23 protein-coding genes, 1 tRNA gene and 1 pseudogene are annotated in these 22,725 nt (G+C 59.4%); 11 read left to right on the top strand and 14 right to left on the bottom strand.

The window, feature by feature from the left end; all coding sequences use genetic code 11:
• Positions 1 to 150: 150 nt before the first annotated feature.
• Both JKG68_RS21000 and JKG68_RS20995 read right to left on the bottom strand, forming a co-directional pair.
• Positions 151 to 753 carry a DUF1134 domain-containing protein gene (locus JKG68_RS21000; protein WP_202063309.1) on the bottom strand — a complete coding sequence of 201 codons (603 nt, stop codon included), beginning with the start codon at positions 751 to 753 and terminating at the stop codon, positions 151 to 153.
• A 212-nt stretch (positions 754 to 965) separates the two neighbouring features.
• Complete coding sequence (locus tag JKG68_RS20995; protein ID WP_202063308.1) at positions 966 to 1,799, bottom strand: 3'(2'),5'-bisphosphate nucleotidase CysQ family protein; 834 nt, start codon at positions 1,797 to 1,799, stop codon at positions 966 to 968.
• A gap of 172 nt (positions 1,800 to 1,971) precedes the next feature.
• On the opposite strand from JKG68_RS20995, the gene chpT reads away from it, so the two are divergent.
• Entirely contained in the window at positions 1,972 to 2,613 is a 642-nt protein-coding gene (gene chpT / locus JKG68_RS20990) for a histidine phosphotransferase ChpT (protein WP_202063307.1), read from the top strand.
• Here chpT and JKG68_RS20985 read toward each other — a convergent pair.
• Positions 2,594 to 3,493, bottom strand: coding sequence for a LysR substrate-binding domain-containing protein (locus tag JKG68_RS20985; RefSeq protein ID WP_202063306.1), 900 nt, complete (start codon positions 3,491 to 3,493; stop codon positions 2,594 to 2,596). The genes chpT and JKG68_RS20985 overlap by 20 nt on opposite strands.
• Before the next feature lie 130 nt (positions 3,494 to 3,623).
• Here JKG68_RS20985 and JKG68_RS20980 point away from each other — a divergent pair, with 130 nt between their 5' ends.
• Entirely contained in the window at positions 3,624 to 4,463 is an 840-nt protein-coding gene (locus JKG68_RS20980) for an EamA family transporter (protein WP_202063305.1), read from the top strand.
• 15 nt (positions 4,464 to 4,478) lie between these two features.
• On the opposite strand, the gene JKG68_RS20975 is transcribed toward JKG68_RS20980, so the two are convergent.
• Together JKG68_RS20975 and ctrA are read right to left on the bottom strand one after the other, a co-directional pair.
• Positions 4,479 to 4,916 (bottom strand): EamA family transporter, encoded by a 438-nt coding sequence (locus JKG68_RS20975; protein WP_202063304.1) that lies wholly within the window; start codon positions 4,914 to 4,916, stop codon positions 4,479 to 4,481.
• Positions 4,917 to 4,990: 74 nt separating this feature from the next.
• Positions 4,991 to 5,692 carry a response regulator transcription factor CtrA gene (ctrA, locus tag JKG68_RS20970; protein ID WP_036356746.1) on the bottom strand — a complete coding sequence of 234 codons (702 nt, stop codon included), beginning with the start codon at positions 5,690 to 5,692 and terminating at the stop codon, positions 4,991 to 4,993.
• 518 nt (positions 5,693 to 6,210) lie between these two features.
• Here ctrA and JKG68_RS20965 point away from each other — a divergent pair.
• A complete protein-coding gene (locus tag JKG68_RS20965) occupies positions 6,211 to 6,600 on the top strand; it encodes a flagellar export protein FliJ (RefSeq protein WP_202063303.1) in 390 nt (129 codons plus the stop codon).
• A gap of 36 nt (positions 6,601 to 6,636) precedes the next feature.
• Here the strand turns inward: JKG68_RS20965 and JKG68_RS20960 are convergent, their stop codons facing one another.
• Positions 6,637 to 7,278: a GNAT family N-acetyltransferase gene (locus JKG68_RS20960; protein WP_202063302.1), complete on the bottom strand. Its 642-nt coding sequence runs from the start codon at positions 7,276 to 7,278 to the stop codon at positions 6,637 to 6,639.
• A 261-nt stretch (positions 7,279 to 7,539) separates the two neighbouring features.
• Here JKG68_RS20960 and JKG68_RS20955 point away from each other — a divergent pair, with 261 nt between their 5' ends.
• Positions 7,540 to 8,550, top strand: a complete 1,011-nt coding sequence (locus JKG68_RS20955; protein WP_202063301.1) for a lysylphosphatidylglycerol synthase domain-containing protein — start codon at positions 7,540 to 7,542, stop codon at positions 8,548 to 8,550.
• A gap of 40 nt (positions 8,551 to 8,590) precedes the next feature.
• Here JKG68_RS20955 and JKG68_RS20950 read toward each other — a convergent pair whose 3' ends face one another.
• A complete protein-coding gene (locus JKG68_RS20950; protein WP_376773180.1) occupies positions 8,591 to 8,890 on the bottom strand; it encodes a helix-turn-helix domain-containing protein in 300 nt (99 codons plus the stop codon).
• A gap of 159 nt (positions 8,891 to 9,049) precedes the next feature.
• Positions 9,050 to 9,325 carry a CtrA inhibitor SciP gene (sciP, locus tag JKG68_RS20945; protein ID WP_114187418.1) on the bottom strand — a complete coding sequence of 92 codons (276 nt, stop codon included), beginning with the start codon at positions 9,323 to 9,325 and terminating at the stop codon, positions 9,050 to 9,052.
• 230 nt (positions 9,326 to 9,555) lie between these two features.
• On the opposite strand from sciP, the gene mnmA reads away from it, so the two are divergent.
• The 4 genes from mnmA to JKG68_RS20925 all read left to right on the top strand — a co-directional run bounded on the left by mnmA (position 9,556) and on the right by JKG68_RS20925 (position 12,091).
• A complete protein-coding gene (gene mnmA, locus JKG68_RS20940) occupies positions 9,556 to 10,710 on the top strand; it encodes a tRNA 2-thiouridine(34) synthase MnmA (RefSeq protein ID WP_202063337.1) in 1,155 nt (384 codons plus the stop codon).
• Positions 10,711 to 10,732: 22 nt separating this feature from the next.
• The gene (locus JKG68_RS20935; RefSeq protein WP_202063300.1) at positions 10,733 to 11,374 is read left to right on the top strand and encodes a class I SAM-dependent methyltransferase; all 642 of its coding nucleotides are present in this window, start codon (positions 10,733 to 10,735) and stop codon (positions 11,372 to 11,374) included.
• Between the two features lie 233 nt (positions 11,375 to 11,607).
• Positions 11,608 to 11,826, top strand: a complete 219-nt coding sequence (locus tag JKG68_RS20930; protein WP_202063299.1) for a hypothetical protein — start codon at positions 11,608 to 11,610, stop codon at positions 11,824 to 11,826.
• A 188-nt stretch (positions 11,827 to 12,014) separates the two neighbouring features.
• A tRNA-Met gene (locus JKG68_RS20925) sits at positions 12,015 to 12,091 on the top strand.
• Here the strand turns inward: JKG68_RS20925 and JKG68_RS20920 are convergent.
• Positions 12,070 to 13,731, bottom strand: coding sequence for a recombinase family protein (locus tag JKG68_RS20920; protein ID WP_202063298.1), 1,662 nt, complete (start codon positions 13,729 to 13,731; stop codon positions 12,070 to 12,072). The genes JKG68_RS20925 and JKG68_RS20920 overlap by 22 nt on opposite strands.
• Positions 13,732 to 14,559: 828 nt before the next feature.
• On the opposite strand from JKG68_RS20920, the gene JKG68_RS20915 reads away from it, so the two are divergent.
• On the top strand, positions 14,560 to 15,456 hold the full coding sequence (locus tag JKG68_RS20915) for an AcrVA2 family anti-CRISPR protein (RefSeq protein ID WP_202063297.1): 897 nt from the start codon (positions 14,560 to 14,562) through the stop codon (positions 15,454 to 15,456).
• A gap of 236 nt (positions 15,457 to 15,692) precedes the next feature.
• On the opposite strand, the gene JKG68_RS20910 is transcribed toward JKG68_RS20915, so the two are convergent.
• Together JKG68_RS20910 and JKG68_RS20905 are read right to left on the bottom strand one after the other, a co-directional pair.
• The gene (locus JKG68_RS20910; RefSeq protein WP_202063296.1) at positions 15,693 to 16,085 is read right to left on the bottom strand and encodes a hypothetical protein; all 393 of its coding nucleotides are present in this window, start codon (positions 16,083 to 16,085) and stop codon (positions 15,693 to 15,695) included.
• Between the two features lie 2 nt (positions 16,086 to 16,087).
• Positions 16,088 to 16,747: a hypothetical protein gene (locus tag JKG68_RS20905; protein ID WP_202063295.1), complete on the bottom strand. Its 660-nt coding sequence runs from the start codon at positions 16,745 to 16,747 to the stop codon at positions 16,088 to 16,090.
• 754 nt (positions 16,748 to 17,501) lie between these two features.
• On the opposite strand from JKG68_RS20905, the gene JKG68_RS20900 reads away from it, so the two are divergent.
• A complete protein-coding gene (locus JKG68_RS20900; RefSeq protein WP_202063294.1) occupies positions 17,502 to 17,897 on the top strand; it encodes a response regulator in 396 nt (131 codons plus the stop codon).
• Positions 17,898 to 18,205: 308 nt separating this feature from the next.
• Here JKG68_RS20900 and JKG68_RS20895 read toward each other — a convergent pair whose 3' ends face one another.
• Complete coding sequence (locus tag JKG68_RS20895) at positions 18,206 to 20,779, bottom strand: sensor domain-containing phosphodiesterase (protein WP_202063293.1); 2,574 nt, start codon at positions 20,777 to 20,779, stop codon at positions 18,206 to 18,208.
• A 378-nt stretch (positions 20,780 to 21,157) separates the two neighbouring features.
• Between JKG68_RS20895 and JKG68_RS20890 the strand changes: the two genes are divergently transcribed.
• Positions 21,158 to 21,904 (top strand): Crp/Fnr family transcriptional regulator, encoded by a 747-nt coding sequence (locus tag JKG68_RS20890; RefSeq protein WP_246515683.1) that lies wholly within the window; start codon positions 21,158 to 21,160, stop codon positions 21,902 to 21,904.
• Positions 21,905 to 21,997: 93 nt separating this feature from the next.
• Here the strand turns inward: JKG68_RS20890 and JKG68_RS34775 are convergent.
• Both JKG68_RS34775 and JKG68_RS20880 read right to left on the bottom strand, forming a co-directional pair.
• Positions 21,998 to 22,300, bottom strand: a pseudogene (locus JKG68_RS34775) (EAL domain-containing protein); the annotation flags it as partial.
• A 12-nt stretch (positions 22,301 to 22,312) separates the two neighbouring features.
• The gene (locus tag JKG68_RS20880) at positions 22,313 to 22,501 is read right to left on the bottom strand and encodes a CsbD family protein (protein WP_202063291.1); all 189 of its coding nucleotides are present in this window, start codon (positions 22,499 to 22,501) and stop codon (positions 22,313 to 22,315) included.
• Positions 22,502 to 22,725: the final 224 nt, after the last annotated feature.

Below are 22,725 nucleotides of genomic sequence, written 5' to 3'. Positions count from 1 at the left end.
CAACTCCAAGGTGCTTGACCGGTAACGCTCAAGCACCTTGCCTTGTGCCTGCGCAGCTTTCCGGAGCCGTGTTGCTCCAGACCGCCCTTTGTAGCGCATTTGCGGAGCGTTTCCACTGGCCCGGAAACGCCCCGGGCTTTTGGCAGGGGCCTAGAACGGATTCCAGGTCGGCTCGGGCGTAAACTTCAGGTAGCCCACGTTCACCCCGAGGCGGGCGCCCACGCCGGCCCTGATCGGAACGACGATCATTTCGTCCGCCGCTGCGGCCGTCACGCCGAAGCCCCCGATGAAATAGGCCGATCCGTCGAGGCCCACGAAGCGCTTATAGAGGGCATCGGTGAAGGGCATGTTGTAGACCAGCATCATCGTGCGGGCGCCTTCGCCGCCTACGTCGAAGCCGACGGACGGACCCTGCCAGAAGATCCGGCGATCGCCTGCATTGCGGGTAAACAGCTTGCCCTCGCCGTAGCGCAGCCCGCCGAAGAAGGCGCCGGACGCCTCCTGGCCGAGAATGTAGCCGTTGGGCTCGCCCCACCGGCGGATCGCCTCCTGCATGGCAAGGGCAAGGCCGCGGGAGGCGGAGCCGAAGAACTGATGGCCCGATTCGACCAATTCGTTGGAATTGAACGAGTCCGGGCTGCCGGGATTGGTCGCGTAGGCGCGCTGGACGGTCTGGGCGGATGCCGGCAGGGGCAGGGCGCCGAGAAGAGCGGCAAAAGCTGCAGCCGCAAGAAACCTGGATCGGGAGCGCATGGGCTATCTCCTCGCATGAGACAGGGGACAATCCGGCCGTCTTGGGCCGAAAGGCTTCTATCGAGGTTCGAACTTTACGGTCATCAACCCTAACAATCTCTGTACGGGTGGTGCTTTCTGGAAGATGAGCGGCATGTTCTGCCATCTCGCATGGAAGGACCCTCCCTGCGGCGTTCAGTTGAAATCGGGACGCTTGGCGATTTGAGGGGCCTCTAGGCCACCGAGGCTGCGACGGGAAGGTCGAGCTTGGGCGCGAGCGCCGTGTCACCGATGGCCGCGAAGGGGCCGTTCCGATAGCCGCGGTCCTCGTGCCCGTAGGTCAGGGGAACCCCGCCCGGACCGACCACGCTGCCGCCGGCGCGGCAGAGAATATGGTCCCCTGCGGCGGTGTCCCACTCCATGGTCGGGCCGCAGCGGACATACACGTCGGCTTCGCCTGAGGCGATGAGGCAGAATTTGAGGGCGGACGAGGTCATGCGCCTCGTGCCGATCGACAGAACCGACAGGCAGGCTTCCGTGGCGATGTCCCCATGGCGGCGGCTGACCAGCGCCACAAGGTCCGCTTCCGGGGCGGGCCTGACCCTTGTGTCCTGCCAGGCGAAGTCGGTGTCCTGCCCGCTGGGGAGCGATCCCCTCCGGGCGGTGTCTCCCGCGATCCAGATGGACCCCATGGCAGGGGCGGCCACCACGGCGGCCACGGGCCTCTGCCCACGGATGAGGGCGATGTTGACGCTGTATTCGCCGGTGCCGTGAATGAAGTCGCCCGTCCCGTCCAGGGGATCGACGAGGAAGAAGTAATCGTCCGGCTGCACGGTGCTCGAGGTTTCCTCGGCCACCACCGGAACTCCGTCCCAGGCCTCGTTCAAGCGCTGGATGATCAACGCCTCCGCCGCCAGATCGGCTGCGGTCGTGGGGGTTCCGTCATCCTTGATGCGCTTGTCGATCAGCGCGCTTTCCATGGTGCGCAGGACCCGTCCTGCCTCCAAGGCGATCTGGGCGAGCCTCAAGGCAATCTCGTCGGGAGCCTGACCATCGAAACGCATCATAGCTTTGTGCCTGTTCCCTCAAGGGCTGTCGATCTCTTTTTGCCCGCTTTCCAAAGAACTCGTTGCCGGGTATCCCGGTTCACGTTCTCTTTCCTGTTTGGCTGTACTCATGCGCGTCGAAACCTCGATTTCATGAACAAACAGCTGACGTTACGGTGCCTCCGGAGCCCCCATGGCCACGATCTCGCTCGATTCGCTCGACCTCGCCGCTCTCCTCTGCTCGCGCGTCTGCCATGACGTGATCTCGCCGGTGGGTGCAATCGTCAACGGCCTGGAAGTGCTGGAGGACGACAGCGACTCCTCCATGCGCGACTTCGCCCTCGACCTGATCCAGAAGAGCGCCAGACAGGCCTCGGCGCGCCTGCAGTTTGCCCGCTTGGCCTTTGGGGCGGCCGGATCGGCCGGCGCCTCCATCGACCTCGGCGATGCCGAGCAGGTGGCCCGCGGCCTTTTCCTCGACGACAAGATCACCTTCTCCTGGTCGGCGCCCCGGCTCCTGTTTCCGAAGAACCGGGTGAAGCTCCTCCTCAACCTGATCATGATCGCCACCACCGCCATCCCGCGGGGCGGCTCGATTTCGGTCACCGTCACGGGTGATGCGGAGGCCTGTGCGTTCACCATCGTGTCGAAGGGCCTCAACGCCCGCATCCCGGCGCATTCCGAGGCCCTTTTGGCGGGAGACTCTGAGAGCGGCACGGTCGATGCCCACGGCATCCAGATCTATTATGCCGGCATGGTGGCCCGCGCCTCGAACATGACGATGGCCTTCAGCATCGAAGGCGACGAGGTGACGATCAAGGCTGCTGTGGCATAGGCGTCCTTGCCGCCTCATGAGCCAGCCAATCGCAAAAGGCCTGTGCCTTGCGATGGCGACCGGGCTGGCGCACCGCAACATAATCGAGCCCGTTGGGAACAAACCCGAAGGGTGCGACCAGGCGCTTCGCCTGAATGTCGTCGATGACGAACGGCCATGGGGCGATGCACACCCCTAGGCCTGCCGTGGCTGCCTCCAGCATATAGTAGAAGTGCTCATACTCTGTTCCGACCAAGCCTGAGTTTGTGAGGTGTCCGGTTCGAGCCGCCCAATCCTCCCAGGCGTGCCGGCGCGTGATCGTATGCAGGAGCGGAGCCCGTTCGAGGTGCTCCGGCTGCGTGAGATCGAGACGAGCGGCCAATGCTGGCGAGAGGACAGGACCGACATATTCCGCAAAGAGGGTCGTTACAGGGGCGTCCGGCGGGAGGGGATGCTCCGCAAGCCTGATGGCGATCTCGTACCGCTCACGTGAGAAGTCGACCGGCGCGTAAGAAGCCGATAGCCTGACGTCGATACCGGGATGGGCGTCCTGAAAGCGATAAAGGCGCGGGATGAGCCAGCGCATGCTGAAGGTGCCGGTGCAGGACACGTCGAGGGTGCCCTCTCCTTCATCCGCAATGGTCCGTACCCCCGCCTCGATGTGATCAAGTCCCAAGGTCAGGTGAGGCAGCAGTGCTCGCCCGGCATCCGTCAGGCGCAGGGCGTTCTTCGGACCTTCGAAAAGGCGAACGCCCAGTTTCTCCTCCAGTTGCCGGACATGCCGGCTGATCGCTCCGTGGGTGACGGCAAGTTCATCAGCCGCCAACGTCATACGCCCGAGCCTCGCAGCGGCCTCAAAGGCGATCAAGGCATTCAGGGAAGGGAGGCGGCGTCGCGGCATGTGAGAAAAGCGCACATCGTTTGTTCGATAATCTCGATTATCAGCCGCTTAGTTCAGTGAAACAAGGGTACATGAGCGAACGGGCGAACTTGAGCCCTGCCGAGAGACACCGGTCTGTGAGAGATTGAAGATGGACTTGAGCGTTTTCGGCGCAGTTCTATTGGCCGCATTCATGCACGCGGGCTGGAATGGGCTGGTGAAAGTCGGCCTTGATCGCTTCTCCTCGCTTCTGGTGATCGTGCTGGCGCAGATGGGTTTAAGCTGCGTTCTGTTGCCCTTCTTTCCTTGGCCGAGTGCCGCATCTTGGCCTTGGATTCTGGCATCGGGCCTTGTCCATACCTGCTACAAGCTCACCTTGATCCGTGCCTATGAGCATGGTGAGCTTTCCCAGATCTACCCGATCGCTCGCGGATCCGCTCCCCTGCTCGTAGCAGGCGCCAGTATCCTGATCCTTGGGGAGGCCATAGCGGGTCCTAAGATCCTGGCGATCGCTGCCATCGGGCCAGGCGTGTGCCTGATGACTTTGAGGAGTGGCGCCGCGGAGGCTATGTCGCCAAAGGCGTTGGGCTATGCCCTTGCCACGGCGGGATGCACGGCATCGTACACCCTCATCGACGGGATAGGGGCAAGGCTCTCGGAGGCCGCATCAGGTTTCATCCTGATCGCAACCGTTGTCGACGGCATCTTCACCTGTAGTTTTGCTTTGTTATCGCGAGGGAAGAAGGCTTTTGCCAAACTGAAATCGGATTGGCGAAGCGGTGCGGCTGCGGGAGTGATGTCCCTTGCTTCCTACTGGATTGCGGTTTGGGCTTTCACGCAAGCTCCCATTGCCCTGGTGGCGGCTTTGCGCGAGACGAGTGTGCTCTTCGCTTTATTGATCGCTGTCGTTTTCCTTAAGGAACGGGCCAGCGCCGGGCGGATCGTCGCGGCTTGCCTGATCACCTGCGGAGTTGCGTTGATGCGGGTCTAGGAGACCCTCCGGCTCTTACGCCTTGTAGGCGACGAGAACTGCGCCTGCTGAAATCAGCGCGATGCCGATCCAGTTCGGCGTCGCCAGCTTCTCTCCGAGGAAGAAAACGCCGAACAAAGCAACGAGCACGACGCTGAGCTTGTCGAGCGGGGCGACCCGTGCGGCGTCGCCGAGCTTCAGGGCCCGGAAGTAGCAGAGCCAGGATGCGCCCGTGGCAAGGCCGGAGAGAATCAGGAAGAAGTAGGTGCGGCCCGAGACGGATGTCAGAGGCTGCCATTGCCGGCTGCCGATCAGGATGGCTCCGAGCACGAGCAGGATCACGATGGTCCGGATGAACGTCGCGAAATCGGAGTTGATCTGTTCGATGCCGATCTTGGCGAAGACTGCCGTGAGGGCCGCGCAACCGGCCGAGAGCAGGGCCCAGAATTGCCACGACAGCAGAATCGATTTCATGGGAACCTCCACCCGGCGGCAATGAAAAAGCCCGGTCGCGGTGCCGGGCTCTTTTCATTCCATGGTCGCTCGCGTCAGATCGCGATGCGCTCCTCCGCCTCGGTGGGCTCGCGCAGCACGTAGCCGCGGCCCCAGACGGTTTCGATGTAGTTGCGGCCCTGCGAGGCGTTGGCGAGCTTCTTGCGCAGCTTGCAGATGAAGACGTCGATGATCTTCAGCTCCGGCTCGTCCATGCCGCCATAGAGATGATTGAGGAACATCTCCTTCGTGAGCGTCGTGCCCTTGCGAAGGGAGAGGAGCTCCAGCATCTGGTATTCCTTGCCGGTCAGGTGAACCCGGGCGCCGCCGACCTCGACGGTCTTGGTGTCGAGGTTCACGATCAGGTCGCCGGTGGTGATCACCGACTGGGCATGGCCCTTCGAGCGGCGGACGATCGCGTGGATGCGGGCCACCATCTCGTCCTTGTGGAACGGCTTGGTGAGATAATCGTCGGCGCCGAAGCCGAGGCCCTTCACCTTGTCCTCGATGCCGGCCATGCCGGAGAGGATCAGGATCGGCGTCTTCACCTTCGCGACGCGCAGCGTCCGCAGAACCTCGTAGCCCGACATGTCGGGCAGGTTCAGATCGAGAAGGATGATGTCGTAATCGTAGAGTTTGCCGAGGTCGATGCCCTCTTCGCCGAGGTCCGTCGTATAGATATTGAAGTTCTCGGACTTCAGCATCAGCTCGATGCTTTGCGCAGTCGCGCTGTCGTCTTCGATCAGAAGTACGCGCATGTTCAATCCCCAGCCCTTGCCCTTGAGCGTGCGAACAGCGGAAGGCTGCCCATCCGCCGCAGGGCCTGCGACGGATGCTCTTTTGAACTGATTCGAAACGCTAATACAGAATGGTTAACAAACCCTGATTCTCTGACGCAAGCTCTTAACGACCTTGGCAAGCCAATCGTCTGAACAAAGCCAATATCCTGTGGATTTTGGGTCACCATACGGAACGGCCTCACAATAACCGAAAAGCTTGCAAGCAAAGCGTTTGGTCTGCATCCGGAGGCGGATCGGATGAAGCCGCGCCCGTGACCAAGCCAGTGTTAACGAAATCGGTAAACGAAAGGTTTACGAGGCCGGGCTGTGGACGAGTTGATCGACGGAATGTGTCGAGAGGCTGAACAGCGCCGGATTTTTTTGTCGCAGCCGGTAAGGAAGGGTCAACTTCCATCGGCGATGGTGTCTCACGTCTGGCGGATAACTGAGCGATCCGTGAGATGAAGTGAAACAGCGACGTGTGGAGTTGAATCAAGATGAAGTCGCGGGATACGCTCATCCGCCTCAAACGCTTTCAGGTCGACGAGAAACGTCGCAGGGTGGCGCAGATCGAGATGATGATCGCCGAGTTCGACCGCATGGCGGCTGACCTTGACCGGGAGATCGCGGCGGAGGAGCAAAAGGCCGGCATCGCCGACCCGAACCACTTTGCCTATCCAACCTATGCGCGCGCTGCGGCCCAGCGGCGGGACAACCTTCGCCTCTCGGCCGAGAATCTTCACATTCAGCTCGACGATGCGAAGGCGGAGCTCGGCGAGGCCTTCGAGGAACTGAAAAAGGCCGAGAGCCTGGAAGACCGGGAGCGCTCCCTGGATGCCGCCATCAGCCAGACAGGCCAGTCCCGCGCCGTGCGCGCCTCAGCCTGATCGGGCCGTACCGCCAAGTTTCGAAAGGCGCGTCCGTCAGGATGCGCCTTTTTCGTTTCCGGCCGGCACAAGGACCGGAATGTGAGGAGCCGCCTCCAACGGGAAAAGGCCGAGGAGCCGAGGGTCGTCCACCACCTCGATGTCGCGCCGGTAAGGCGTGAATCCCGAGCGGATGTAGAACGGGAGGGCTCCGGGGGAATCGAGCGTGCAGGTGTGAACGAACAGCCGCCTGATCGGGCGGGCGAAGGCGCGGCCGATCGCTTCGTTCATCAGGAAGCGGCCGGCGCCCCGTCCAATATGCCCCGGCACGAGACCGAAAAAGGCAAGCTCGACCTCGTCGCCGGAACGGAAATCCAGTTCCAGCAGGCCCACGTCCGACGTGCCGTCGCGCAGGGCATAGGCCTCAACCCGGGGGTCGTTAAGGATGCCGGCCAGTTTGTCATCGGGCATGACGGCGCGGCTGAACCAGAGCCACGGCTCGCCAACCTGGCGAAACAGGGCTCGATAGCGCCGGCGATCCTCATCGATGCGCTGGAGCGTCCAGGCGTCCGGCTTCTGGACCGGGGGAGCGGATGGCCGCTCCAGCATTTCCAGGTAGGTGACGACCGTGGCGATCTTGCCCGGCGGCACGTTCGTGTAGCCATCGAGATTGAGCATCACGGATGATTCTGCTGTCATATCTGGCCTTCCGGGTGCCGTAGGGGAGCTGACCGTCCCGCGGCAGGGGAGGCCACCTGATAAGCCTATTGTCCCGCGCCGTCACCCTCCTTTGCAGGGCCCGGGGCCCGGGGGGCCGCGCGCCTGCGCACGCCTCCCTTGCCGTCGTTTGCAACCTTGTTCGTCTTGGACCTTATGTCATGCTGAAACGGGCCATATCCCCCTTGCAGAACAAGGGGATTGTAGGCACAGAAGGAGCAGTAAGGGAGTTCTGCCGGCTCGATGAAGAATGTGCGTGAGTTCATTTGGCCCCTCGTCGGGCTTCTGGCAGTCATCGTGTCCGGCTGGCTTCTTTATCGCGAGCTTCGCGGCATGTCCCTCGACGACGTCTGGGACAGCCTGACCGCCGTTCCCGCCCACCGCTATGCCCTGGCAGGGCTCTCCACCTTGGTCGCTTATGCCGCCCTGGCCTGGTACGACCGGATCGCGCTGCTTCATCTGGGGGTGCGCCACATCTCCTGGCTGTTCGTGTCCGTCACGTCGTTCACCACCTATGCCCTGTCCCACAACATCGGCGCGTCCGTGTTCTCGGGTGCCGTCGTTCGCTACCGGGCTTATACGTCGAAGGGCCTGAGCGCCCCCCAGATCGCCGTGCTGGTCGCCCTGTGCTCCTTCACCTTCGGGCTCGGGACCATTCTGCTCGGCGGCGTCGTCCTCGTGCTGGACCCGACCCTTCTGCACCGGCTCGAAGACCTTCTGCCCACCATGCTGACCAATCCGGCCACAGCCCGCGTCGTCGGCTTCCTGTTGCTCGGCTTCGTCGCCCTTTATGTGATCGGCTCCGTTCTGCACCTGCCGCCGCTCGTCATCCGCAAGGCCAAGCTGGAGTATCCGCGTCCTGCCGTCATGGTGCGGCAGCTGATCGCCGCGCCGCTCGAGCTGCTGGGAGCCGCCGGCATCATCTACTTCGTGCTGCCGTCCCACCTCGAGCCCAGCTTCATCATCGTGCTCGCCGTCTTCCTGGCTTCCTTCTCGGCGGCGCTGGTCAGCCATGCCCCAGGGGGGCTCGGGGTGTTCGAGCTCGTGTTCCTCACCGCCATGCCCGATATTCCGAAAGCCGATGTGCTCGCCGCGCTCATCATCTTCCGGTTGTTCTATCTTCTCATCCCGTTCGGGCTTTCGCTCGTGGTCGTGCTGATGTTCGAGCGCGCGCGGCTGGCGCAGGCCTGGCGCGGCCGGATCGGCACCGGCGACGGCTCGGTGCCTCCGCCGCCTCTGTCCTCCACGGACTAGGACGTGTTCCGGCCGGACCCAGGCGCCCGGTGCCCGTCCATCAGGCGATGGCAGGCTTCTGCCCCGGCTCCGGCACGGCAATGCCGGCCTCCCCGTATTCGTTCAGCTTGTTGCGCAGGGTGCGGATCGAGATGCCGAGGATCCTGGCCGCGTGGGTCCTGTTGCCGAAGCAGGAGGCGAGGGTGTCCAGGATGAGGTGGCGCTCCATCTCGGCGATGGTGCGGCCGACCAGGGCAAATCGGGATGCGGCGGTGACCGGCTCGGCTGCCGCCGGCAGGGACGGGTCTGCGCTTGCCCGGTTCGAATCCTGCTGTTCCAAACGATTCTGGGTGCCGAGCACGATATGAACCTGCCTGTGGGGAAGTGATTCAGGGATATATGCCCATCTTATGGTTAGCAGGGTCTTAACGGCCACGTCTGCCGGTTGGATTTTGAGGCCGCAACGAAAAAAGGCGCTGGCTCGTGGAGCAGCGCCTCTTCGTTCAGCCCATGCCGATCATTACTGCCGGTATTGCTGGATCCGGGTGGTGCGAAGGCCAGCCAAGCCATGCTGGTCGATGGACAGCTGCCAGCTCAGGAACTCCTCAGTGGTCAGCGTGTAGCGCTGGCAGGCTTCCTCAAGGCTGAGAAGTCCGCCGCGAACGGCGGCAACAACTTCGGCCTTGCGGCGGATGACCCAGCGGCGGGTGCTGGAGGGAGGCAGGTCGGCAATCGTCAAGGGACTGCCATCAGGCCCAATGACATACTTGACCCTTGGGCGGTGGGGTTCGGTCATGATACGCTCACACAAAAATTCAACGACCTTTAGTGGGCTCAACCTACGCGACGGGGCTTAATGTTTTCCTAAGCCCCTTCAGGCGGTTACGAGCGTGCCCAGATTTGGCCGTAATCGTTAATGCCGGCTTATTGCAACGCGGTTTCTCTGGAAGAATGTGGTTGCAATCGCTATAGAAGGGCTTTGGCCCCTCCTGTGCGCCGCCTTGAACGGCGCCTCTGGATGGAATGATGCTCAACTCACTCGATCTGCCCCACGACCCTTCCAAGACCCGCGTGGTCGTTGCCATGTCGGGCGGCGTGGACTCGTCCGTGGTCGCGGCCCTGCTCAAGCGCGAGGGCTACGACGTCATCGGGATCACGCTCCAGCTCTACGATCATGGCGCCGCCGCCCACCGCAAGGGAGCCTGCTGCGCCGGCCAGGACATCTACGATGCCCGCCGGGTGGCCGAACTCATCGGCATCCCGCATTACGTGCTCGACTACGAGGCCCGCTTCCGCGAGGCCGTGATCGACCGCTTCACCCAGAGCTATCTGGACGGCGAGACACCGATTCCTTGCGTCGAGTGCAACCGCTCCATCAAGTTCCGCGATCTCCTGGAGACCGCCCGGGAGCTGGGCGCGGATGTGCTGGCCACGGGCCATTACGTGGCGAGCCGGGCTTTGCCCGACGGGCGCCGCGCCCTGCACCGGGCCGCCGATCCGGACCGGGACCAGAGCTATTTCCTTTATGCCACCACCCCGGAGCAGCTGGACCTCCTGCGCTTCCCCTTAGGCGAGCTGCCCAAGGAGAAGACCCGCGAGCTTGCGCGCGAGTTCGGGCTCAACGTGGCGGAGAAGGCCGACAGCCAGGACATCTGCTTCGTCACGCAAGGCCGCTACAGCGACGTGATCGAGCGGCTGAAGCCCGGGGCCGTGCGGGGCGGCGAGATCGTTCACGTGGACGGCCGCGTGCTCGGCCGGCACGAGGGCATCATCCACTACACGGTCGGCCAGCGGAAGGGGCTCGGCCTTTCGGTCGGCGAGCCGCTCTACGTCGTGCGCCTGGAGGCCAAGGAGGCCCGCGTGGTGGTGGGGCCCCGGGAGGCCCTGGCGACCCGCCTCATCCGCGTCACGGACATGAACTGGCTCGGCGATGTTCCGCTCGAGGCCTTGGGCGAGAAGGGCATGGAGGTTGCCGTCCGGGTCCGCTCGACCCGCGAGCCCCGTCCCGCCACCTTACGGTCCACAGGAACCGCCACTACGGTCGAGCTGTTATCTGCCGAAGATGGGGTGTCTCCCGGCCAAGCTTGTGTCATCTATGAAAGCGATGCTCCCCGGGCCCGCGTGCTTGGCGGGGGCACCATTGCTCGCACTGTTGCCGAAGCTGCGCCCGCTGCGGCTTGAGGCACTCACCTAGGGATCCCTTATGACGGATGGAGCGACCACGGTCCTGATGCGCAAGGCTTATGCGCGTTGGGCTCCGATCTATGACCTCGTCTACGACAAGTTGACCGAACCGGCAGCCCGCGCCGCCGTGAATGCCGCCGTCGCCTGCGGCCCCAGGATTCTCGAGGCTGGCGTCGGCACGGGCTTGTCTCTCGGCTACTATCCGGGACATGCGGAGGTTTATGGGGTCGACCTGTCCGAGGACATGCTCCGCCGGGCGCAGGAAAAGGTCGACAGGCGCGGCCTCACCCATGTGAAAAGCCTGCAGGTGATGGATGTCACCCGCTTGGGCTTTCCCGACGAGACCTTCGATGCGGTCACGGCCCAGTTCATCATCACCCTCGTGCCGGAACCCGAGACCGCTCTCGAAGAGTTCATGCGCGTGCTCAAGCCGGGCGGCGAGATCGTGCTTGCCAACCACTGGGGGCAGCCCGCCGGCCCCATCGCGAAGCTTGAAGAGCTCGCTTCCCCCGTTGCCAAAGCCATCGGGTGGAGCTCGGCCTTCAAGGCTGCCCGGGTCGAGGCTTGGGCGAAAGGCACGGGACGCATGGACGTGGTCGAGTTGAAGCCCCTCTTTCCCAGCGGCTTCTTCAAGCTGATGAGAATCAAGAAGCGGGCCTGACGGAGGCTTCTTCGGGATCGCACGAGGCCGCAGCTCCGGCGGCCGATCGGCGGACAGCGTTCAGGTTGTCCCACAGGAGCAGGGCGCCTCGGTGCGCCCATCCGCGTCCCAGGCGTATGCGACGCCGTCGTGTGCTGCCTCAGCCGTCCCTCAAGCCCCACCGAGGTGACTTCCGCCGGGCGAGCCCTATTTGTGGTCGAGCGCGACCTCTGTTCCCACTGAAAGTCACTGCCATGCGCCTTTTCATGTTCACCTCCCAGGCCAAGGACGATCTGCATGCCTTCGCGGGCGACGAGTCCGGCACCAAGCTTCCCGCGAAGTACGCGCCGTGGGGCCTGACCGGAACGCTGAACTCCCGCGAGGCTCCGCCGCACAAGTTTTCGCGCCGAGCCATCGAGCAGGCTGTTTCGACCGAGGGCTTCCAGCTCTGGCGCATGAAGCCCAAGGGCTGAGGGCCTGCAGCAGCCATAGCCATTCTGACAGGACCGAGGCGTCGGCAAGGGCGAGGCCTGCCCCCCTGAACAGCCTCCGAAACAGCCCTGTCACAAATGTGCGGCTTAACCGCGTGTCTTTCTTGACACCTGGGGGCAATCTTCCCTATATCGCGCTTGCCTGACACGGGGTTTGCCCCGTTGCCTGGGGCGGAGTAGCTCAGTTGGTCAGAGCAGAGGAATCATAATCCTTGTGTCGGGGGTTCAAATCCCTCCTCCGCTACCACCTTTCCCCCATGATGAATTGATGCAAGCTTCCATCGGGAAGCTCTGAAGCTGAGCCGAGTGATCGAATAGCCGAGCCAACCGTCCTTTCACCTCAACCCACTTTGGCTTGCTGTCTTTCTCACCGTGGACGTACACAGAGTCGATAAATTCGCGAATAACCATCGCTGGGCCAAGGTCTCCAGCCAAGGCACGGCTCTCGATAGCCTTACGAAGACCCTGAATTGCACTCAGATAACGTTCAACGGCTGAGGAGCGGAGCTTCACGACATTGTCTGGTGTTTCCTGCTTCAGGACTTCAAGCCTCACCTCAAGGTTACGCTTTTCAGTCGCGGCCTCCTTCACTGCACGGCTATTCTCCTCTTCGTCGCCGATCTCAGCAATAAGCATCTGATTCAATCGAGTGATCTTGCGCGATAGATCAGCAATTCGCTTCTCAACGGATGCTTTCTCGTCAATAGCCTCAGCCGCAACACGACGACGCTCATCCTCGTATGCCTTAATGGCGCGTTGAATGACTGCCGGTTCTGCCAATCCCTTCTTAAGGGTTTCCACGACGGTCTCTTCGATCCACTCCAGATAGAACGTGCGCGGATCAGAGCAGGAGCGGCTTTCCTTATGGGTCGAGCACCCCACGCGGATTTTACCTGTCTTTTTCTCAACTCCGTATGAAGACATGCCACCGCCACAGGCGGGGCACTTGAGCAGTTGGGAGAGAAGACGCGGAGGGGTCCGTCGATGCGACATATGGGTAGCGCCGCTCTCGCCGATGATCGCCTGTACATTGTCCCAAAGAACTTGCTCTACGATGCGGTATTCCGGCACGTCCACGATCACGTGTTCCGCCTCATCCTTAGAGACCGATATCCGCTTGTTCGACCCAGGTGGCTTCTTGAACTTCAATTTGTTCCAGCGGTAGCGGCCTACATAAAGCTCGTTGTGGAATATGCCGATGCCGCGTCCCTTCTGACCGTTAATCGTCGATGCGTTCCATTTCCCACCACGGGGTGAGGGGATATTTTCCCAGTTGAGGCCAGCCGCAATAAGGCGAGGGCTCTTTCCCTGTGCTCGTTCCTCGAAAATGCGAACGACGATCTTAGCTTCGTCCTCCTCGATCTTCAGCTTGCCTTTGTCATCGATGTTCCGCGTTTCTTCTATGAGAGGCTTATAGCCATATGGCCTTCCTCCCATGTACAAGCCTTCTTGGGCGCGGGGCTTCATACCCCGGTAAACCTTCCGTGCGGTTTCTTCCCGAAACAACTGGCCGAACAGCGATTGAACCCCAGTGCGCATGGTATCGAGCTTGCCGCCATTCGCTTCCCACATTTCCAAGCCCAGGAAGTCGAACTCTCTCTTCACGGTAGTGGCATCTGCCATTTCACGGCTGAAGCGGGTCAGGTCCTCGAAGTAGACAATTTCGAAAACACCCTTTCGAGCATCGCGGAGCATGGCCTGGACCTCACGGCGGTCCAAGCTCGCACCGGATACGGCACTGTCCTTGTAGGTCCTGACGATCTTGCAGCCCGGATGGGTCCGTTCTGCGGCTGCGATACAGTATGTGATCTGATCTTCGACAGAACGTGGCGACTGTTGGTCAGTCGAATGCCTTGCATATACCGCTATTGCGACAGGCTTCACCATCAGAGCCACTCCCTTTTGGCTGATGTAGCCTCGATTGGGGTTGCATCCCGTTCGTTATCCTCTTGTGCCAGAGAGCGAGCAAGGGTCTCAGCAAGACGCATCAGGAAGTCGAGCTTTTCGTTTTCATCTTGGACCGGGCAATTTCCAGTCGTAACCGTATTCATTAGAAATTACTTTTGGAGCGTACCGGGGTTGCACTCCGTATTCTGATCTGACCGGTACCCACCTCTACGGGTGGCCTGTTTAAGGGCAGGAGCCTTCCTACCTGTGCTCAACATACGGGAGGTGTGGCCGGATCACCTAAATTAAAATGATAGAAATTTACCCTCGCAGGAGAGGGCATGTCTGCCCCACAGGGCACCTCGCAAGAATAATGACAATCAGGATGGCTATCCCTTAGCAAGAAGAGGTCAGCGTTCGGCCAACAGCACATTTTTTGCGAACGAGGGTTCTTTGGATATTCTCGACTGGAGTGCCTCGGCTCCAGCGGGGTCATCCGAATTGATCGGAAAATCGATCTCACAGAAGGAGCGATTCACGAGAGGTCTGGAGTTTCGCCAGCAAATTCAAAATGAGTTCCAGAGCTTCCAAAGCATGGAAAGTGGAAAATCATTGATCCAGATCAATCTGTGATCCGAAATTTTGGTTATTGCTGCTGCCACCGCAACTGGGAAATACCACTCGTTCCCGTCGCCAGCGATCTTTGCCCTATACGCTTAACTATGAATTTATGGACTGTTCTATGAACCTTGATGGAAAATGCTTGAAGCCCACGATGAAAGCACCTCGTTTGCATACCGCCATGGAGTATGGCCGCAAGGTGATGTCATGAGCCGCAGCTACCTTGATCTTGTAAAGGCCGCGAAGCGTGGTGCGGTCCGTCCTATTACCGGATTCGAAGCGGGCTCTCACATCGTGGGTGGACGGTGGATCGGCCAAACGATTGTTGGCGATCCCGAGAGACCACCATTCGTGTTTGAGCGCCCCAACTATGACTTAGGCTCCCTTTTCGACCGCTGGCACACCGATGGGATCGGGCGGGATGCGTATTCCCGTTACTTGGAGGAGGGCCAGAGGCGGTTGGCTAAGAGAGACCTCTTTCTCCCACAGGAGATATGCTCTTATCTTTATCACTGCGTCGAAGATGAGTTGGATTTCGAGCGGACTTACTGCGCTCTCCTCCAACAGTCGGGGGCTGGCATCGAGGGCACAGTCTTTATTCGTCAAGAGGCTCTTAATGAGCCGTTTCGATCCTGGTTGATTGATGCCGCCTCGTTCTGTCTATGCCCAGATGGAACAACTACCTATGTCTACAGCATCCCTCGCCCCAAATGGTCGAACGGGGCAATCGAAACATTGAAAAGTCGCACTGACAAACTCGTTGGAGATGTGATTGTTGCAACGATGCTCATCACCTCATCTTCGAAAGTTGTCGAGACAAGCGCGAAACGGAGCTTCAGCGTTGATGTCTACAATCGCAACAGGAGGCTTGGACAGAAGAAACTCGATGCACCGTGCATAGTAAAGATCAATCGCGCCTTACTCCTGGCCGAGGGCGCAAGGATGACCACGCAGGGGGAAGGCGGACCTACAAAACGTGCGCACGAGCGTCGGGCTCACGTTCGGGTAATCTGGCGCGGAACTGAAAAGGAGCGTGAGGTGAAGGTTCGGGCAGCGTCTATAAACGGGGGCAATCCAATGCAGTCATACAGGGTCATTACCTGACGCGTCACAACCTACGCCTAATCATCTTGTTCATTCCCGTGTTTAGGCCAAGAACGAAAGTCGGGGCTGATAAGCCCCGATTTCCCTCAGGCTCTGAAGGTCACCTTCGTGAGCGAAGTGCTCGTGCCACTGGAGCTTGCTTCGACCATTCCATGTGCGGGTCCGAGTCGGCGACTACCAAACGCAAATTTCCACCGGCCACAAGTTCACGAAGCTGGTGAAGGATGCTGAAAGGCTTATGGCTGATCTCCATCGAGGAACTTGGTCAATTCAGCACCAGACAGCATCTTCGTCCGACCACCATTGATCTCATGATCGTTAAGATGAGTGTGGAACCAACCCTTTAGGGTGTCCACCTCCTTCGTGATGTTGGCCTTCAAGGTGTTGAACTCCGTTCTCAAAGCACCAGCGACTTCGCTGATGACACCATCGTTGTCCACGATGACCGGAGCCGTCAACTGATCCACCTTGGATTCGACAGCTTCAAGCCGTCTCACCAAGATTGTCAGGCCCTCGACGAGTGTGGTGAGGTTCTCCTGGTTGATCTGATTTATGGACGCAGTGTTCTGTTCGACAACGTCAACGCGATCTTTCAATGCCAGAATGGCTTCAATCAATTGCTTGCTCATGATCAGTGCTTCCTCCCCTTGCCACCCATGGGACGACCGGGCTTCCAGAGGTTGTGGGGATTGTATCGAGAACGGATGATGGGTAGCGGCTTACCGGGAACCGTCTTTACGGTTTCCCACACATCGATCTTGGGAAGCATCTCATCCAGCCAGACTTCAAGGTTCGGTTCCTCGAACCGGTCGTAGTAGAACCGCAGGAAGTAGGGCCATGAGTAGTTCGTGCCGCAACTCTTGTCCGTAAAGGTGCCGATCAGGGCATTATCGGGGTACTCGTCCATGGTCTTGCGATACGCGGCCTTTAGGTAGGCATACGTGTCGGCGTCGATCTTACCCTCTTCATGTTTCACATCGACGTAGCTGATCCAGAACCCTGGATCGAGAAGTTGGACCGTGCCCTTCCATGCAGCCAACGGTTCCCTCGGCGTGAACGCTTCCGTCTGCGTGAAGAACTGAAGGTTCATGGTGAACCGAGACGAAGACCACTTGGTTTTGTGATCCTTGCCGTTATCGTAGTGGTTGAAGGTGGCCACGGTGATCTCGGCTACAGACGGAATGCCGTTTAGACCAGATAGAGGATCGGACGTGTTGTTGGTGGAAGAAGACGAATTGCCTCCCTCAAGATTTTGTAGCTGTCTCTCCAGCACATCAAAGATATTAGTCACGGAATAAGTTAGTCCCAATATAAAAGTTCGTTAAATTAATGCCTCTGACCAGTAGTCTGGCCAGCGATTTAAGCTTTAGCGTTGAAACTATATTTTTCACCGCCTATTAATAAATAACAAGCCACCCTTCATATTACCTATATTTTTGGAGCATGGCTGATATGCAGTATGCTCATGCCTCCGCAAAGCATTGCGCAAGATGCGTGTACAGGATGTTCTCGCAGTGGCTTCAGGAGAGTCTTCTTGTTTAGCTTACTTAATAAAAATCTACAATCGATAATCTATAATGCGTAAGATGTAATTATAATGAGATTTGAAGAACTCTCCCGCGTCTGCGACCTTGCTCCCTTCGGTCCCAAGTCCTCGACGTGCAATCACTCGTCTTCGACGTTCGATCTCGCTTCGCTCGACGTAATCGGCTTCACGTCCGTTCAGCCGGTAATCTGACTTCGCGTTTGCTCGTCAGCGATGAGATGTCTTCCGCCCTCACTTCGTTCAGGTCGTTCGCCATCTCGAGAACCAAAAGGTCACGTCGAAGGTCAACCCATTATGGTCAGGTGAGGGAGGCGAGTGGCGCGGAAAGAGGATTGACCCCATTGGCCAAGTTGGGATTGAGAGTCCGCTGCAAGCACGGCTTACGGACCCGAGCACCAAGCGCTCATGCGGCTGATCCGAGCCCTGGTTGAGACCTGTACGTCCATCACCAATGGTCAGCTTTGACCTTTAGGAGGAGCTACCCTATGACCCCGTCCCCATGTCCGACCTCAGCGTACCCTCTGAACGGAAACTGATCCTCGTGGTCGAGGATGAACCGGCAGTGAGAGCGGTGGCGGTGGAATTTCTGGAACATGAAGGCTTCGAGGTCATCGAGGCTCCTACCGCCGATTACGCCATAACCATCCTTCAAGCCAAGGATGACATCGGTGTGGTATTCACGGACGTAACCACGCCGGGACATCTCAACGGGTTCGACCTTGCTCAAATCGCCCAGACGTTGCACCCGAACATTTCGGTGATTGTCACCTCTGGGGCATTGCCGTCCGGGTTCTCGGGCGTGGCTACCGATGCTCGATTTGTCAAAAAGCCCTACCAGATGACAGCAGTCATAAGACTGATCCACGAACTGACGGACGGCTCATCACATTCCTGATCGACATCGATCTCGCCTATGAGTGTAAGTGCAATGAACTCAGCAGAAGCAACTTAGATGCTACCCTCCAGTATCACTTGCTGGAAAAGCTGCTGGTGCAGCACAGCGAACAGCGCGAACCCTACGCTCAGCACCTGATTGCATTACAGGATAAGTTGAAGGCCAAGAGCGAGCCCTGTCAGCGATCCGTGCTCCACAATCTGTGCCAGCGATGTGGGAGGCTTGTGTACTCCAGGGTCGTCACGCAGTCCTTCAGGATCATGACCTGATCAGGAGAACCTGGAGGCGGAAGTCGCACTCAGGCTCTCTTATGCCACCTTGCGTCCCCATCTCGAAATTATACCCGGTACGTCGGAACCAGCGACAGGCTGTGAAAAGTAGTAGCCTTGCGCATACTGGCACCCCATCTCCCGCAGCCACTGGGCTTGGCCGGTCGTCTCCACCCCTTCCGCTGTGATCTGGAGCTTCAGGCTTCTGCCAAGGCCAATCACCGCCGCGATGATGGCTGCATCATCAGGGTCTTGCTCCAGGTCCTGCACAAAACTCCGGTCAATCTTGAGATGATCAACCGGAAACCGCTTGAGGTGCGTAAGAGATGCATAGCCGGTGCCGAAATCGTCCAGTGCCACCTTGATGCCGTGCTTGCGGAAGGTCTCCAGAGCGGATGAGACCGCATCAAAATGTCCATCCAGCAACACCTTCTCGGTAATCTCGATCTCGACATGCTCAGCGGGAACTTGTGCCTCATCGAGAGCGCGCAGGAAGCCATCCGCGAAACCGGGCTGGGTGAACTCCGCATGGGACAGATTGACTGCGACCCGCCCGAAGCTCAGACCGCAGTTGAGCCAGTTGCGCATGTCTGCCGCGATTGTTCTGATCAGACGCTGACCCACCAAGGCGGCAAGCTCAACGTCATCGAAAACCGCTCCGAAGGTGCCGGGTGTCAGAAGACCTTGGGTCGGGTGGTGCCAGCGAGCGAGTGCCTCAAAGCCAACAATGGCACCCGTGGCGAGGCATACCTGCGGCTGATAGTGGGGGACGATCTGATCCTGCGAGAGCGCCTCCCGCATCTCGCGCCTGAGCGCAATCCGTTGCGTGGCGACGGCTCGCATCTCCGGTGCATACAGCGTCACGCGATTGCGTCCCGCAGCCTTGGACCGGTAGAGGGCGATGTCCGCATCCTTCAGCAATTCCGCATGCTCCGTGGCATGGTCCGGGTACAGCGCCATGCCAATGCTTGCCCTGGTGGCGATGCTTTGGCCTGCATAGGAAAACACCGGTTGGTTGAGGCTCTTGATCAGGCTCTCGGCAAACGCCTCCCCTTGATCAAGCAAGGACGGGTCTGTCAGCAGAACCGCGAACTCGTCACCCCCGAGTCTTGCAGCCGTGTCACAGCCCGTGAGCATTCTGGACAGCCGCTTTGCGGTTTCATTGAGCAGAGCATCGCCCGCATCATGGCCAAAGGAGTCGTTCACATCCTTGAAGTCATCCAGGTCAATCAGCAGAAGAGAGACGGCTGTTTGGTTTTGCTTTGCCTCGGCAAGAGCATTGCTCAGACGAACTTGGAACAGGGTGCGGTTGGGCAGTTCTGTGAGTGGATCATGGTTGGCCAGCCACCAGAGACGCTCCTCAGACTGTTTCTCTTCATGAATGTCGGTGATCGTGCCAACCCATTCCCGAACTGAGCCGTCATCGGCCTTCAACGGTACGCCGCGAGCTACAACCCAGCGATACTCACCGGCCCTTGTCAGAACGCGATACTCCACCGCGCCGGATCGGCGTTGCTCAAGCAGTTCCTGCCAGACCGTAACGACCCGCTCCCGATCATCGGGATGAAGAGCATTCAGCCAGCCATGACCTTCATACTCCTCGGGTGCTTGTGCGGAGAAGTCCTCCCAGCCCCAGCCCTTGATGATTGAACCATCGGGTGCCGCTCGCCAGACCATAGCAGCACTCGCCTGGATCAAGGCCCGGTAGCGCTCCTCGCTTTCGGCCAGTGCGACCTCCGTCCGCTTGGCTGCGTCAATGTCTGTCGCAGTGCCGAGCCAGCGCTCGATGTCGCCCTGCTCGTTGCGGAGTGGGACCGCTCGTCCCAAAGCCCACCGGTACTCGCCGGAATGGTGGCGCAGACGATATTCCGTCTCAGACGGCTCACCTGTTGCGAGGGAGTGCTGCCATTCGGCCCAGGTTCGCTCCCGATCCTCGGGGTGGAGGGCTTCGCGCCAGTTGTCGCCCAACCCTGAGCCTAAAGGCAGACCTGAGAACTCGTACCAGCGTTGATTGTGGAAATCATTGCGGCCATCGGGCAGCGCCGACCACACGATGTGGGGCACAGCATCGATGATGCGCTTGAGCCGTGCCTCATTCTCCTCGTGAGCCTTTTCGGCTTGCCTGAGCTTGAGTTGGGCCATCACCGCACGAGCAAGATCAAGCAAGGCGGTTAACTGCTCGGGCGTCAGCCCCTCAGGGCGAGGCTTGTCATCGAGAACACAGAGAGTCCCGAGCGGCAGTCCGTCATCGGTGACCAGTGGCGCACCGGCATAGAAGCGCAGATTGGGTTTGCCGGTGACGAGCGGATTATCGGCAAAACGCGAGTCCCTCGTGGTGTCGGGAACGACAAAGACACCGGATTGCAGAATAGTATGTCCGCAGATGCCGATGCCGCGCGGGATTTCCCGCGCTCCAACTCCGATCTCGCACTTGAACCAGTGCCTGACATCATCCACCAAGGACACGAGTGCCATCGGCGCGTTACAGATGTGGGCGGCGGAAGCGGTAATCTCGTCGAAGGCTGCTTCCGGCTCAGTGTCGAGAACTTGAAAGCTCCTGAGAGCAGCGAGACGATCAGCCTCTGTCCATGACGGGGAGCGACTCTCGGACATGGGTACTGACATAAGGGGGAAGCCTGAATATTATCCTGAAAAAGCACTGCCAAGCATATGAGCCCGCCGGTATGAAGTAAACCAGGGCAGGTATTGGGTGGCGTGGGGTACCTGTGCCAGCATCTAAAACGAGATGATGTTAACTTTGATCTTACCCGTATGGCGACTCCAATCGCGCTGATCGCGGCCTATCCTCAAGGTCCGTAGGGTGGGTTCAGCATAATGCGACACATAACCCATGCCTTTCGTCCAGAACTTTCAGCGGCATCAAGATTGGTTGAGATGTAAACTTTCTGCGTCAGGGTGCCTCACCAGCAGAATGCTTGCTTTTAGCTACGCTTCATAAGAATAGAGAGCGATAAGGGGCAGACTAAATAAATGTATTCTACCGATATGCTGTGTGCAGGGCCAGTGCAGGGGCATCGAGCCAACAAACTTTTGGCTGCTCTGGAGCCGGAAGACTTTGCCTGTCTGAAGCCGCACCTGGAGATCGTGAACTTGCAGCAGGGTCAGGTGCTCTGCGAGACGGGCCAGCCCCTTCCCTACGCCTACTTTCCGCATAACATCATCATCTCGCTGATGGCCGTCATGCACGACGGTCGCTCTGCCGAGATGTCGGTTTTTGGCAGCGAAGGCGTCACAGGTCTCACCGGAGCAGCGGTCACCAATCAGGCTTTCGGACGCTATGTCGTGCAAATTACTGGCACGGCTTCACGGATCAAGATCGCCAAGATGCACGAGGTGGTCAGCACCCGTCCCGCCATTCAGCGCCAGATGCGCCACTTCATGGAGGCTCAGATGGCACGGGTTCTCCAGAACGTCGCCTGTAACGCAATCCATAGTGTGGAGGCCCGTTGTGCTCGCCTGATCCTGAGCACGAGCCATCGCGTCGATCAAGGGATGATCCCCCTAACCCATGAGTTCTGGGCAGAGCGTTTGGGAACCCAACGCTCGACCATCAGTGCCATCATGAAGAGGTTTCAGGCCGCAGGGTGGGTCAGGCAAGGCAGGGGCGGCATCACCATCACAGACCCGACTGCTCTCAGAGAGGTCTCATGTGAATGCTACCAGAGAGTTCACGACGTTTTCGTGCGCCTGTTGCCGTATACCGCGAAGGAGGACTGAGGCTACGTAGTCCCTCGTCCCTTCGCCACGGTCGCCACATACTCCTTCAGATTCCGCAATCTCATGAGGACAGCCTGGAGGCGGAACTCGCCTTCAGGCTGTCCTATGCTGCCTTGCTTCCCCCGACCTTGGAATCAGGCCCGGTACGTGAGAACCAGCAACAGACTGCGCAAAGTAGAAGCCCCGCGCGTGTTCGCAGCCCATCTCCTGCAACGGCTGCGCCTGTCCAACCGTCTCAACGCCCTCCGCTGTAATTTGGAGCTTCAGGCTTCTTCCGAGGCCAATCACCGCCGCAACGATAGCCGCATCATTAGGGTCGTGCTCAAGGTACTGCACAAAGCTCCGGTCGATCTTGGTGTGACCCACCGGAAACTGCTTGAGGTGGGTGAGGGACGCATAGCCCGTTCCTCAGTCCTTCTTGAAGGCGTCCTTGATCGAATCCTTGATGCCGCCGATGGCGTTCTGAATCTTGCCCTCAGCTTGATCCGCCTTGCCTTCTGTCTGCATCTTGGAATCGCCGGTCACGTTGCCGACGCCTTCCTTGAGTTTACCGCCGATGTTCTTGGCGGAACCATCAACACGATCTTTGTCAACCATAGCTCTCTCCTTGGCTGTCAGTTTAACGTGCGGTGGATTTGAGCCGTTCCTGCGACGTAAGGCATCGTCGGACGCTGGCGGTTACAAATTGGCCCTATTTCTCTTTCGAAGCAGAGAATATCCATTGGGATTACTATCACAATGGGATGCTTGTTTTACCCTCCTTACCGGCCATCCTTAATCTGCTGAACGATAAGGCTTTGTTCTGCGTACAGGGATAGGCG

This window comes from Microvirga aerilata, from assembly GCF_016743775.1.
GTDB lineage: Bacteria > Pseudomonadota > Alphaproteobacteria > Rhizobiales > Beijerinckiaceae > Microvirga > Microvirga aerilata.
This window is presented reverse-complemented; position numbering and strand designations above follow the sequence as displayed.